This is a genomic window from Xenorhabdus aichiensis (genome assembly GCF_028598775.1).
GTDB lineage: Bacteria > Pseudomonadota > Gammaproteobacteria > Enterobacterales > Enterobacteriaceae > Xenorhabdus > Xenorhabdus bovienii.
Genome location: NZ_JAQRFO010000016.1, coordinates 79629 through 93067 on the forward strand (window position 1 = coordinate 79629; position 13439 = coordinate 93067).

Sequence of the window (13439 nt, forward strand, 5' to 3'; positions counted from 1 at the left end):
CTAAACAAAAAATCCCTAATATTAATCATGGGCATAGCGTCCAGCATAGCTCCTACCACAGGTAAATCAATATCAAAACAAATTAAAAGTTTTACAGGTTTCTTCATTGAATTCAGGCGCAATGCCATAGTATTTCGCCCGGTCGAGGATATTCACAGCCCAACGTCGATGGGTAGCAGGCTCACACATCGTCCCCTGAGACTTGAATACGGCCTGACTGGAATTGAGGATACGCAGAGCATCCGCATAATCATGCCCATTGACCATCAACGCCCGCTGAATATATTCAATCTGCCCCGGGTGGATGGCCGTTTTCCCCACAAGACCATGAGCAATATCCAATACCAGTTCTTTCTCAAGCAGCCGCAAATCATCGATATGCTCGCAAACAGGGGCAGTCAGGGAAAAACCCCGCGCAGCAAACACAGTCACCAGCATTTTTATCACATATCCCATCGGCCCCTCATATAAGGTGAAGTCACGCGAACGCCGCAGGGATATCACATTCATCAGATCATTACCGCCAATGCGCAGGGCGATAATCCGCTTATAACAAGGATGGGCTTTGAGACTGTCCGCAAGCTGATTCATCTGCTGGGCATCAAAGACCTCTTCGGTCTCCAGTGTTGGCATCATGCTGAGATGGGTCGAACCCACAATATCCCACCAGTCAGCTAATGAAGCGCGGGTAAATTTCGGCAGAACCAGCCCATCAACGGCGCTGAGGTTAACGTTGTCTACCAGATAACGTCCCATCTCTTCATTACGGGGGCGGATAAAGATCAGAGGGTGATGACGTTCTGTATAGGAAGAAGATATATCAGCTTCCGCCAGTGATTGCAGTACACCGCCAAGATTTTCAATAGCGGCGGGAATATCCTGATCACTGACGGCATCCTCCAGGCAGATCACCAGAGAACGCAGACCGGGAATTTTATTGTGCAGCACAATTTCTGCAATACCTTGACGAGTGGCCGGGATATACAGCGTTGCACCAAGTTGATGCGGGGAAGGGATCTGTTTCATCAAGCTACCTTCTTAATGATCGTCACGGCGCGATATTGTCCTATCAGGTCGCCGACTTCAGTAATAACGACGTTTTTCTGACGTGCCAAATGAACCAGCAGGGCAACATCAGGATCATCTTGAGATCGAACCAGTACATGTTCTGGAACGCGCCGCAATACCGCACGGGTTGCTTCTGCAATACCCGGCTTAATGCGATTAATACTGTCGATCTGGTACATTTCGGCAAGAGTTGAGATCACAGTTTTACTCAATTCCAGCAAGGATATTTTTTCCTGCGGCTGCCAATCCACCACCGGTATCGCATCCAGATCCAAGCGATCACGACAATCAGCAACGGTATCCACCAGCAGACGACTGCATTCAAACTCACTCAGGTGATCACATTGCACACAGCCGTGCAGCCCTTCTTCACGCCAGATTGAACGTGATATCAGACCCGATACCGGTGCTCCCATGATGCCAAAGGGAATGAGCCAATCATCGTCACTGGCCGCCAACCATGAACATCCACAAGGATCGGCCAGCACCACCAGACGGGGAATGCCCGCATAGCCAGGCCGACTCGCCAGAGAACGGGATAACTCAGCCGTAATTGCGCCTTTACCTGTCCAGCCATCCACAAACACCAACCCATCCGTACCATGTCGCTGCTCAATATACGACAGCGCCGTACTGTCGATCCCGCGATCCCGTATGATACTGATGCCATAATGATAAGATTGCTTGCCCATTTCTCTGAGTGTCTGGTGCAACATCACCCCCAGAGGAACCCCTGCCCTGACCAGACTCACCAACACTATCGGCGTATCACCAAAGCGTGATATCAACGTATTGGCGAGTATCACCACTTCGGTTGCCAAACGAACCGCGCCCTGTTCAAGCGCCCTGCCAAACAAATCAAGATGATAAGGTGTTGGCTCTGTTTCCTGACTCAGCATGTCTGAATAATGACGAGCGCCAGACTGAATAAGCTGTTCTTTGATATCAACGGGGGTCATCTCAATCTGAACGGGTTTTAGCAGAAACTGGACATCATCAGGCGCATATGAACCAGAAAAAAAGGGAAAGCTATTCATTAGTTACAGTTCCGAATAAAGAGGTCATCAAGGTGTTAGCAAACTGGCTATGCTGGGGCATACCGAACCAATCGCACAGTTTCAGGAAACGGTGGTCACTCAGGCTATCCCCCAGACCAATAATAGGAAAAACACCTCTCTCAGTACGAAGCCTTGTCAAAAGGTGACGGGTTGCCAATCCCTTGTCGATGCACTTTGGCAGCAAAGTCAGGTTGTTACTATTTTGATGAAGATAAAAATCACCAGAATCGAACTTATCAGCCATTTCTTGAGTTATATTTTCAGCAAGCACATCAAGATCTTCCAGCCGATTACAGTCTCTGTGCTTAATAACCAGATAAACGGGAACATCGCCATATTCATAATCAATACGCGCCCATGCTTCCATGCCATGAGAAGCGATCACGCAATGACTCAAGCGCTCCAGTTCCCGAAATTGATCACGATAAGGCATCAGTTCTGCCAGAATATGTGCCTGCCATTCCTGATCCACCGCGCTTTCTGGCGTCAAGATCACCGCGCCATGTGTCACAATCCGCCATGAATTGAAAGGGATTTGTACCCGGCTAAGTTGCTCTGTATTTCTGGCCGTCACGGGGATAACCTCCGCAAAGGCCAGCAACCAGTCAATCATCATTGCCTGCTCTTTGGTCATGTAGCTGCAAGGAGAATGTTCTCGATCCAACGCTCCCACACGACAAGACTCAATACCCAATGCTTGCTTTATCTTCCGACGCGTTTGAAATAGCGTGTCATCAAGATCAGTCAAAAAAACGGGCTTAATCATAGGAGACGATCTCGACAATCGGGGAAACACAGGCAAGTTGCGCCATCAATGCCGGATCGACGGCGGTTTTAGGCGTTTCAAGACAGAGCAGTATGCGATCAAATTGCTGGTGCGCCACATTGTAGAGAAAATTCGGTATTCCCAGGCCGTAATTATCCGTAAAAGACATCACTGACTGAATGGCATGGCCGCAGGAAATGGGAGAGCGGGTTGTGGAACCAAACTTCACCTGTGCGCCTTCCTGCTCCAGCCGTTCAGCCAGCAAGAATGGCTGCCAGACAAACTCACTGGACCCCAGCACCAGCACTTTTTCACCCGCTATAGCATGAATTTCAGTGCCGATATCACACTGAATGTCATCCAACCCGAGCCGTCCCCAACTCTGCTTACCGATCATGCTGACATCTCCCCGCGCCGTGACATTGACTTGCGGCATGACAGGGATCGGGGCGGAAATATCCGCATCCCAATGCCAGTTTCCCTCGATCAGAGAAACCGTAGAAACTGGCAGCGGACAACGTTCTATAACGGATTTACCACTCCAATCCGTTAACGTCACAGTGACGATATGTTCAATCTGATTAAGGCCAGCATGACGCAGTGCATTAAGTAGATTGAGGAAAGTGTTTCCCGTGGTCGCTTCATCATCGATCAGAACAAGGGTACGAGCATCAACCACTCGTTGACGCAATCTGTTTTCTGCCGGCCAGTAAATCAGGTGATCCGTGGCATGACTGTGATTTTCCTTAAATTCACACAGCAAGTCACCCTCAACGGGATGGCGTGTCGACGTCAGAAATATCGGAGCTTCAACCTTTTCCCGGGTTTGTTGAAAAACCCCTGCCGCCAGCCCAACTGCCGTTTCAGCCATACCGATATACAGCACAGGGCCGGGAAGATGGGCCGGAAACCGTTCAGATAACTGCCGATAAACCGAGCGCATGATCGATGGACTGACCGGAATGTGACGTCCCAATACCTTGCTGACAAATAAAAATGCCCTTTTGGGGTTACGGCGTTCAGCAATATCAAACAGGGTTTCCAGAGACGCTGTGCCACGGGCTACCGTCACAGTCAACGTCCCGCTGTTCAACTTCCGTTTGTAAACCTGGCCTTGATCATTCTGAATATCATTAAATGCTGTCATAGGGATGCCTTTTAAAAAATTTCAACCAGTCTGGGATGACTGATGGAAGACGATAACAATCCGTTCATAAACCAAATTTCATCATTCACGCGGAAACCATTGCTAAATTGCCGCGAGTCAAAATGGTAACGTCCAACATCCTTTCCAACTCAGGTGAAATATGCGCCGCAGTCTAGAACCGGGGGCAAGTACGTGTCAATCATAATATGATTTTTTAGCACAAAATTTGTTTGACTTTTGGTCTTGGAAAAGAAATCATAAAAAAAGAAATCAGATTGTTTTCTATCATGGACTTAACCACAAGACATGCTGTTTATGGGAATCATAATATGACAGGATTTCGCCACATTTCTGTCATATTATGATTTTTTCATAAATAGAATTACTACGATTCACCGACAAAAAAAGAGGTGTTATTAATGGTTTCGTTAAGCAAAAATCAGTCAGTTTCGCTCACCAAGCAGAGCTCCTCACTGGCTAAAGTTGATTTTGGCCTAGGGTGGGACCCCGTATCCAAGAACAAAGGCTTTCTGACTCGTATGTTCGGCGGTGGCAGTGACGAAATTGATCTGGATGCAAGCTGCATACTGCTCGATAACGCTGGCAAGACTATCGACACGGTGTGGTTCGGCCAACTGGACTCACTATGTGGTTCCGTGGCACACAGTGGCGATAACAGGACGGGTGAAGGTGACGGGGATGATGAAGTCATCAGCGTCGATCTGGTCAATCTTCCTGCCAATATCGAATATCTCGTCTTTACCGTGAACAGTTTCCGCGGTCAAACCTTCAATGATGTTGAAAATGCCTTCTGCCGTGTCGTTGACCAAAGCGGCAAAGAGCTGGCTCGCTACCAACTAAACGAGCAGGGTGCCCATACCGGCGTTATCATCTCTTCCCTGCGCCGCAATGGGGGTCAATGGGATTTCACAGCACATGGTGCCGCTTGCCGTGGGCGTACTATTGACGATATGTATCCCCAAATCGTTGAGACGGTGGTGCGCTGATGAACCTGACACCGGGGGGAAATGCCCCCGTATCCAACCAGACTCTCACAGTGAGAGTCCTTTCAGGCACGGCAGTAGATGTATCCGCCTTCTGCCTGTATGCCGATGGCAAAGTTCAGGGCGATCCCGACATGGTGTTTTACGGCCAGCCGGTCAATGATGACAACACCATCCGTCTAGCAGGGGGCAACGTTAATACTTCGTTCTTTGTTAACTTGCCTGCCCTGCGTCAAGATGTCCAAAAAGTGGCGTTTACGGCGACCTGCGACGGCAACCAGACCATTTCCAGCCTGCGGACTCTTTCTATTCAGGTAGAACTAAACGGAAGCACGGTTCTACAAGGCAGTGTTGACGTTCAGGGTCGGACAGAATCCGCTCTGATCCTCGGTGAGTTGTATCGCCGCAACAGTGAATGGAAATTCCGCTTTATTGCCCAGGGTTTTAATGGTGGCCTTAAACCACTGGCGGAGCATTTTGGTGTGAATATCGTTGATGATGCGCCAGCCAAAACGCCTGCGCCGCCGCCTGCTCCTGCATCAAATAGCGTTAATTTGAGCAAGGTTTCTCTCACCAAAGAAAAACCGGCGATTAGCCTGAGCAAACGTGACAATTTCGGTGAAATTCGCGTCAACTTGAACTGGAATCAGACTACTTCCCCGGCAAAAAAAGGGGTATTGCAGGGTATATTCGGCTCAAACAAAGGCGTGGATCTGGATCTCGGCGCATTTATTCGGCTGCGTGACGGAGAACGTTATGTCGTTCAGGCAATAGGCAAAAGCTTTGGGGATTATCATCGGGAACCCTACGTAAAATTGCAGGGTGATGATCGAACCGGCGCCGTCAGTGATGGTGAATGGCTCCACGTTAATGGCCTCGAATGGAAAAACATCAGTGAAGTGTTGGTTTATGCCTTGATCTACGAAGGCGTTCCCAGTTGGGACAATACAGACGGCGTGGTCACAATCCATATCAGCGGCCAGGCTCCTATCGAAACCCGCATGACGGAAGGCAATAACCACAAACGTATGTGCGCGATCGGCCGCCTTGTTAATGAAAACGGTGCGATCAAAGTAGAACGTATCAATCAGTACTTCAGCGGGCATAAGGAGATGGACCAAGCATTCGGTTGGGGCTTTCGCTGGGTCGCAGGCGGTAAATAATCCTTCACATTTTAGACAATCGGAGAGAACTATGTCCTTTTTAAACAAAATCAAGACGGCTTTCAGCGCAGGCCGTGAAGAACTGACCAATCAAGTGGGTCGCTTCAAGAACCGCAAGTTCATGGAAGGCACCGTAGCCGTGTGTGCACACATTTCTATGGCAAGCAACGGCGCCAGTTCAGAAGAAAAACAGAAAATGGTGGGGTTCATCAAAAACTCCCCTGAACTGAAAGTCTTCGATACCACTGAAATTATCGAATTCTTCAACAAGCTGGTCAGCAGCTATGAATTTGATGCTGACATTGGCAAAGGTGAAGCCATGAAATTCATCATGGCGTTGAAACCGCAGCCGGAAGCAGCGCAGCTTTCCTTACGCGTAGGTATTGCCGTCGCCAAAAGTGATGGCGATTTTGATAACAACGAAAAAACGGCTGCCCGTGAAATTTGCACAACTCTGGGCTTTACACCCGCAGATTTCGAACTGTAATCGCAGATAACTTTAAGAGGCTCACTTCATGGTATCCACGCACATAGGTTTTCCGATGGAAACCGTTGCTGTATTCATTATTCTGTCGGTTGGTGCGCTCTTTATCGACCTCTTTATGCATCGTCATGATAAGCCGATTTCGCTGCGCAGCGCCGCTCTCTGGTCCGTCTTCTGGATCGCTATTGCCTTTGTTTTCGCCGGATTCCTGTTTGTCCATCACGGCGCTGAAACCGCGAGCCTGTTTGTTACCGGTTATGCACTGGAAAAAGTGCTGTCTGTCGATAACCTGTTTGTCATCATGGCGATTTTCTCTTGGTTCGCCGTTCCTGATCGCTACCGCCATCGTGTCCTTTACTGGGGCATTATCGGTGCAATTGTCTTCCGTGGCATCTTTGTCGCCATCGGGACAAGCCTGCTGATGCTTGGCCCTTGGGTCGAAATGGTTTTTGCCATCATCGTCGGCTGGACTGCGGTCATGATGCTGAAAAGCGGTGATGATAGCGATGGAATCGAGGATTATTCACAGCACCTTGCCTACCGTCTGGTGAAACGCTTTTTCCCTATTTGGCCAAAACTGCGCGGCCACGCTTTCATGTTGAACCAAAAGGAAGTGAATGCCGAACTCGCCAAACCGGAAAACGCAGATGTGAAAGTGGGTCGTACGGGTAAAGCAGCACTTTATGCTACACCACTGATGTTGTGTCTGGCGGTGGTTGAGCTGTCCGATGTGATGTTTGCCTTTGACTCTGTACCTGCGGTTATTGCTGTCAGCCGGGAGCCTTTAATCGTTTACAGTGCCATGATGTTTGCTATCTTGGGTCTGCGTACGCTTTACTTCGTGCTTGAAGCACTGAAAAAATATCTGGTTCACTTGGAAAAAGCGGTCATCGTTCTGCTGTTCTTTATTGCCATCAAACTCGGCTTGAACGCATCTGAACATATGTTCCACCACGGTTATTCAATTTCGGCGACAGCCAGCTTGTTCGTGGTGATTGGGGTACTGACTGCCGGCATTATTGCCAGCCTGCTGTTCCCCCAAAGAGAAGAAAATGAAAGCTAAATCCGGTAAGTAAAATTAATACAATTAATCAATATACCCAGTAGATTTCAAGTTGTCGCTAACAAAACAGCAAATTGAAAGACGAAGGGTATGCGACTTAATCAGTGAGGAAATAATAATGGGTGTATCTCTTTCTAAAGGCGGTAACGTTTCTCTGAGCAAAGAAGCGCCAACGATGAAAAATGTTCTGATCGGTCTTGGCTGGGATGCTCGTGCCACCGATGGACAAGATTTTGACCTTGATGCTTCTGCATTCCTGCTATCAGCAAACGGCAAAGTACGTGGTGATGCCGATTTCATTTTCTACAACAACCTAAAATCTGCTGATGGTTCCATCATGCACACTGGCGACAACCGTACCGGTGAGGGAGATGGCGATGATGAATCACTGAAGATCAAACTGGATCAGGTTCCGACCGATGTGGAAAAAGTGGTGTTTGTTGTGACTATCCATGACGCACAAACCCGTCATCAGAGCTTCGGACAAGTTTCCGGTGCCTTCATCCGATTGGTTAACGATGATACTCAGGTTGAAGTTGCCCGCTACGACCTGACTGAAGATGCTTCAACGGAAACTGCCATGCTGTTTGGCGAGCTGTATCGCCACAATACAGAGTGGAAATTCCGTGCTGTTGGTCAAGGCTATGCAGGTGGTCTGGCATCTGTTTGTGCTCAGTATGGCATTAACGCTTCCTGATCATTCAACCATCACTTAATTCATGATCGGGCAGGCGCGCCTGCCCGATACCTTAAAATACTATTTGGAGAATAAAAATGGGTGTATCTCTGGTTAAAGGCGGCAATGTATCACTGACAAAAGAAGCCCCTGCGATGAATATTGCGCTGGTGGGTCTTGGCTGGGATATGCGTGCCACTGACGGGGCGGCATTCGATCTTGATGCCTCAGTTTTCATGGTTGGGGAAGATGGCAAAGTTCTGTCAGACGGCCACTTTGTCTTCTTCAACAATAAAGTCAGCCCTTGTGGCTCAGTCAGCCATCAAGGGGATAACCGTACGGGTGAAGGCGCCGGCGATGACGAGCAGATTAAAATCGATCTGGCGAAAGTGCCTGCTGACGTGAAAAAAGTGGTGTTTGCAGTCACTATTTATGACGCAGACAACAACAAACAGAATTTCGGGATGGTAAGCAACAGCTTTATCCGCGTAGTCAACAACGACAACGATCAGGAAATTGCCCGTTTCGACCTGTCTGAAGATGCTTCAACAGAAACAGCCATGATTTTCGGTGAACTGTATCGCCACAATACGGAATGGAAATTCAAAGCCGTAGGTCAGGGTTTTGCCGGCGGCTTGTCTGCCCTTGCTATCCAGCACGGTATAACCATTTAATATAGTTACACCATGATTAAAAAACCCTGCTTGGTAATATCGGCAGGGCTTTTTATCAAGTTATGGCTGATAAACATGATTATTCAAAGACAATTTTCAGGACAGCTCTGAGCCAGAAAATTCATCGGCAGCTAACAGTTTGGTACTAAATGTAACCCCTTTTCTCTTCCCTCTTGCTCTCCAAATTCCATCAAAGCGACCTGCGTTACTCGCGGTATATCTGACTGTATGGCGAATATTGCGATGACCTAAATAATCTTGAATCAATCGTGTATCGACGCCATTATCCGCTAACGCATAACCACACGAATGACGCAACATGTGCGGATTCGCGCAAATCGCAATTTCTGCCTTGATACTTGTATTCCTAATAATTTTATAGAATTGCTGGCGCGATAACGGCTCCCCGGTACGGGAAATAAAAAGCCATTCACTCTTGCCAAATTTTTCAAATTTCTTTCGAATTGTCATCCATTTACGTATTAGTTGAATTTCTCTGGCAATCATGGGGTGGATCGTAGAAAAGCCATTTTTCAAACGATTAACACTCAAACTACGGTCACGTAGATCCACATCAGACATTCGAAGCCTCAAAAGCTCAGAAGCTCGAAAGCCGTGGATGAAGCCCATAAAAAGCATGCAGATATTACGCTCTGCATTTGGCCCTTTTTCCAATTCAGCTAATAGCTGTTCAATTTCAGAGTGGGTTAAATATTTACGTTTTAGCATCATGTATTACTCTCTGTGGTAATTAATTATTTTTCTTATCATTTAAAGTATTCATAAAACAACGCCTTTCAGTTAATAGCATCATTTAAAATAATAACTTTCTTTGTTAAATTTCTTTATGAAATATAATTATTAATATAACCACCAATAACATATAATCAGCTAAGTAATTATTTTTATATAAACTAAAAATCATAATAATATTCCCATAATAGAACATATGAAAAACTGATAACAAAATTAAATCTCATACAATTAACTTAATTTTTATGGTCAGACTCCAAGGAAAAATACCACTAAGATATATTCCTCAGACTTGAATAATGCGATAAATAAAATATACGATCAATGAATTTAAATTATTCAGTGATATTCAGTGACTATAAAATCACTCTTTTCGCATCTTTCTCCCTCGACAATATCTTAATTTTGGTTGATAGCAGAAGGGTCAATGATATTAAAGAAACTATATTTAATTACATTTATATTACAAATTCATTTCATATATATGACAATATTATTACAGCAGAAAACATAATAAAAGCAGACTACATTTAGCCAACATTCTGAGTTGTATTTTCAAGACATAAAATAAAGAGAAACCAAACAGCCATATGTGCACACGACATATGGCTGATTTTTTATGGCAGTTAATTGCCTTAATTATTGTATACTTTAGCTGTTAATTCATAAAATACTGCAAATAAAGCTATCGTTTTCTGATTATTTATCGTTATCAATCGGTTTTAATCTCGATACGAAATGACGCAATACAGGCGGCTCATAAGTAAACGTTAATCCCTTGATTTTTGCGGCACGCTGTTTTAAGGCGATAAAAGCTTCCACAATATAATCCATATGATCATTGGTATAAACACGACGGGGAATAGCCAGTCTCATGAGTTCCATCGGTGAGGGTTTTTGTTGCCCGGTTTGTGGATCTCGACCCAATAATAGAGAACCAATTTCCACGCTTCTGATCCCTGCTTCCAGATATAATTCATTATTCAGTGCATGAGCGGGGAATTGATCGCTGGGAATATGAGGCAGGAGCAATTTGGCATCAACAAAGACGGCATGACCACCAATAGGGTACTGTACAGGAATACCGGCTTCCCGTAATTTTTCACCCAAATACTTCACTTGATTAATACGGTAAGATAGGAAATCTTCATCCATTCCTTCCTCAAGCCCAATCGCCAGCGCCGCCATATCACGGCCGGCAAGCCCGCCATAGGTTACAAACCCTTCCATAGGAACACAGCGAATACGTACTTCGTTAAACAACGCTTCATCATCACGGAAACAACAAAGACCCCCAATATTTACCATCGGATCTTTTTTCGCTGACATAGTGAGCATATCGCCATATTGATACATTTCCTTGACGATCTCTTTGATGGATTTATTTTCGTAACCTTTTTCCCTCTGTTTAATAAACCAGGCGTTCTCACAAAAACGTGCTGAATCAATCACGACAGGGATATCATGCTGTTTCGCAATATCATATACAGCCTTCATGTTAGCGAGAGAAACCGGCTGTCCTCCTGTGCTATTACAAGTGACAGTAGTAATGATAGCGACAATATTATCCGCCCCATGTTCCTTGATGGTATTCTTGAGCGCATCAAGATCAAAATTACCTTTCCAGTCATAATAGGTTGTTGTATCAAACGCTTTCGGGGTGACAATATTGACAGCACATGCACCATTCAATTCCACATGTGCTGCTGTCGTATCAAAATGGAAATTAGAAATAAATACCGGCTTTTCAGCGCCGCCTTTGGCTTTCTTGTTAGCGATCAGAGCGGGAAATAAAATCTGCTCTGCCCCGCGTCCCTGATGAGTGGGGATCGTATATTCGTAGCCAATCAACTCTTTGACTTTACTCTCCAGATGATAATAGTTGCGGGAACCCGCATAAGCTTCATCCCCCATCATCATACCTGCCCACTGGCGATCACTCATCGAACCCGTACCAGAATCAGTCAGCAGATCAATGTAAACCATATCTGAAGGCAGCAGGAATGGATTATACCCAGCCTCCTCCAATGCCGCTTCACGTTCGGCGGCGGTTGTCATACGGATATTTTCTACCATTTTAATGCGGAAGGGCTCAGGAATTCTTTTCATTTTAATTTTCCTACTCGAAAATAAGACAATAATTGGCCATATTGCATAATGTGAACAATGTCCTGACAGTTTCCGGAGAAATATGACAGAAACCTTGTTACATCAAAATGCAATGTTTAAAGAAAATCTCTATAAAAAAAGAGAGAATTGATTAGATAGGAAAAGGATTTAAAATATGATAATGGATATTAGAATAAGCTTAAAAAGACCCTCTAAATAACACCAACTGACAACTCATATATTAACCTCAAACTAATTAACCTATACAACATGTACTTACACAATATGTACTTATACAACAATGATATTCCCCTGTCTATAATGCGCTTAAAAATAATGACATATCAGAATGTTTTTGGGTAAAAATAAACCTATTTTTAAAATATAGTATTAATAATAATTATACCTTTTATAAAAAGTAATAAATAAAAACGCCATCATGACATTCAATCAAAATGAAAAAATAAATTTTGTCAGAAAATTTAAAAAAGACTAATTCACAATCCAAAGAATAAAAAATTGAAATAATGATAAAATTTATATTATTTATTTTTATTTCTATCGAGACATTGTCTAGATAATTTCACCCTACTGGGCCTTTAATAGCCTTATCTTCTATTTTTATTTTTTAACTCAGCCAAGTATGTCAGCATGGATAAATATCCAGTAATTTTTTGCGAGTTGCTTCGCAAAGACCAACATTATCGATAGCATAGTGTTCATCTAAGCGCTAGTGTGTAGATATTGAGAATTAATCAACAAATGCGGTACAAATCAAAACACGCATGAATTTGAAAACACGTATGAATTCGCAGTGCAGTATCGGCGAAGTACTGATAAAGTATCGCAATATGCCTAAATAACACAAGGAACGTACAAATGAGCCTCCATGTTTCATTTCGCCATACTGATATTCCCGAATTAATGCTTAATGGCAGCACACTCAGCGATGCTGGATTTAGTGCGGATGCGTTATTTCATATCTCACAATTTTCCAATGGGATAATTATCTCTCTCGTTGATCCTGATGTTGATCTGGTCAGTTTGATCCATGAAGTCGAAGATCATGCAGATCAAGGTATCGACAACATTCGTGAAAACGGTGAGCTTTATATTGCTGGTGATTGGCTGACGAGCAGTCAGTTAGTGGAGCAGCCCATCAATATTGAAGTGACACCTGGCAAGATTATTCTTAAACCCAAATTGACGGAATTGTTAGATTAAGAACCCATCCCCATTAATAAGCCGGAAATATCCTTAATATTCTTTCCGGCTATTCATACTCACAGCGCTTCAGCACCATTCAAAATCATTCAGGCAATCTACTTTCCACCCGCCAGATCGATGAAATTTCCCGTCACGTACGATGCCTCATCAGACAGCAGCCATGCAATAGCTTGCGCGACTTCTTCCGGTTGTCCGCCCCGTTTCATGGGCAAAGAATCTTTGATGCGCTCAATCCGATCAGGCTCCC

General features: G+C 44.9%; 13 protein-coding genes and 2 pseudogenes. 7 read left to right on the top strand and 8 right to left on the bottom strand.

Annotation, left to right across the window (positions count from 1 at the left end):
- Positions 1-72: 72 nt before the first annotated feature.
- The 5 genes and pseudogenes from PSI22_RS09365 to PSI22_RS09380 all read right to left on the bottom strand — a co-directional run bounded on the left by PSI22_RS09365 (position 73) and on the right by PSI22_RS09380 (position 4021).
- On the bottom strand, positions 73-1026 hold the full coding sequence (locus PSI22_RS09365; RefSeq protein ID WP_273579506.1) for an HpcH/HpaI aldolase/citrate lyase family protein: 954 nt from the start codon (positions 1024-1026) through the stop codon (positions 73-75).
- A pseudogene (locus PSI22_RS21475) lies at positions 1026-1277 on the bottom strand (RNA-binding protein); the annotation flags it as partial. The gene PSI22_RS09365 and the pseudogene PSI22_RS21475, both read right to left, overlap by 1 nt.
- Positions 1278-1321: 44 nt before the next feature.
- Positions 1322-2105 (bottom strand): annotated as a pseudogene (locus PSI22_RS09370) (cysteine protease StiP domain-containing protein); the annotation flags it as partial.
- Positions 2098-2892, bottom strand: coding sequence for an HAD family hydrolase (locus PSI22_RS09375; RefSeq protein WP_273579508.1), 795 nt, complete (start codon positions 2890-2892; stop codon positions 2098-2100). The pseudogene PSI22_RS09370 and the gene PSI22_RS09375, both read right to left, overlap by 8 nt.
- Complete coding sequence (locus PSI22_RS09380; RefSeq protein ID WP_370689017.1) at positions 2885-4021, bottom strand: phosphoribosyltransferase domain-containing protein; 1137 nt, start codon at positions 4019-4021, stop codon at positions 2885-2887. The genes PSI22_RS09375 and PSI22_RS09380 overlap by 8 nt, the downstream gene beginning before the upstream one ends.
- A gap of 437 nt (positions 4022-4458) precedes the next feature.
- On the opposite strand from PSI22_RS09380, the gene PSI22_RS09385 reads away from it, so the two are divergent.
- The 6 genes from PSI22_RS09385 (at position 4459) to PSI22_RS09410 (ending at position 9103) form a co-directional block, all read left to right on the top strand.
- A complete protein-coding gene (locus PSI22_RS09385) occupies positions 4459-5046 on the top strand; it encodes a TerD family protein (protein WP_273579510.1) in 588 nt (195 codons plus the stop codon).
- A complete protein-coding gene (locus tag PSI22_RS09390; protein ID WP_273579511.1) occupies positions 5046-6206 on the top strand; it encodes a TerD family protein in 1161 nt (386 codons plus the stop codon). Before PSI22_RS09385 ends, PSI22_RS09390 begins: the two co-directional genes overlap by 1 nt.
- Before the next feature lie 31 nt (positions 6207-6237).
- On the top strand, positions 6238-6693 hold the full coding sequence (locus PSI22_RS09395) for a tellurite resistance TerB family protein (RefSeq protein WP_273579512.1): 456 nt from the start codon (positions 6238-6240) through the stop codon (positions 6691-6693).
- A gap of 28 nt (positions 6694-6721) precedes the next feature.
- A complete protein-coding gene (locus tag PSI22_RS09400; protein WP_273579513.1) occupies positions 6722-7753 on the top strand; it encodes a TerC/Alx family metal homeostasis membrane protein in 1032 nt (343 codons plus the stop codon).
- 118 nt (positions 7754-7871) lie between these two features.
- Positions 7872-8450 (top strand): TerD family protein, encoded by a 579-nt coding sequence (locus PSI22_RS09405; RefSeq protein WP_273579514.1) that lies wholly within the window; start codon positions 7872-7874, stop codon positions 8448-8450.
- A gap of 77 nt (positions 8451-8527) precedes the next feature.
- Positions 8528-9103, top strand: coding sequence for a TerD family protein (locus tag PSI22_RS09410; RefSeq protein ID WP_038186255.1), 576 nt, complete (start codon positions 8528-8530; stop codon positions 9101-9103).
- A gap of 96 nt (positions 9104-9199) precedes the next feature.
- On the opposite strand, the gene PSI22_RS09415 is transcribed toward PSI22_RS09410, so the two are convergent.
- Positions 9200-9832, bottom strand: a complete 633-nt coding sequence (locus tag PSI22_RS09415) for a tyrosine-type DNA invertase (RefSeq protein ID WP_273579520.1) — start codon at positions 9830-9832, stop codon at positions 9200-9202.
- Between the two features lie 723 nt (positions 9833-10555).
- Positions 10556-11965: a tryptophanase gene (tnaA, locus tag PSI22_RS09420; protein ID WP_273579515.1), complete on the bottom strand. Its 1410-nt coding sequence runs from the start codon at positions 11963-11965 to the stop codon at positions 10556-10558.
- Between the two features lie 879 nt (positions 11966-12844).
- Between tnaA and PSI22_RS09425 the strand changes: the two genes are divergently transcribed.
- Positions 12845-13189 carry a SymE family type I addiction module toxin gene (locus tag PSI22_RS09425; RefSeq protein ID WP_273579516.1) on the top strand — a complete coding sequence of 115 codons (345 nt, stop codon included), beginning with the start codon at positions 12845-12847 and terminating at the stop codon, positions 13187-13189.
- 98 nt (positions 13190-13287) lie between these two features.
- On the opposite strand, the gene PSI22_RS09430 is transcribed toward PSI22_RS09425, so the two are convergent.
- Positions 13288-13439 (bottom strand): SDR family oxidoreductase (locus PSI22_RS09430; RefSeq protein ID WP_273579521.1); only part of this gene is annotated, 152 nt, incomplete at its 5' end.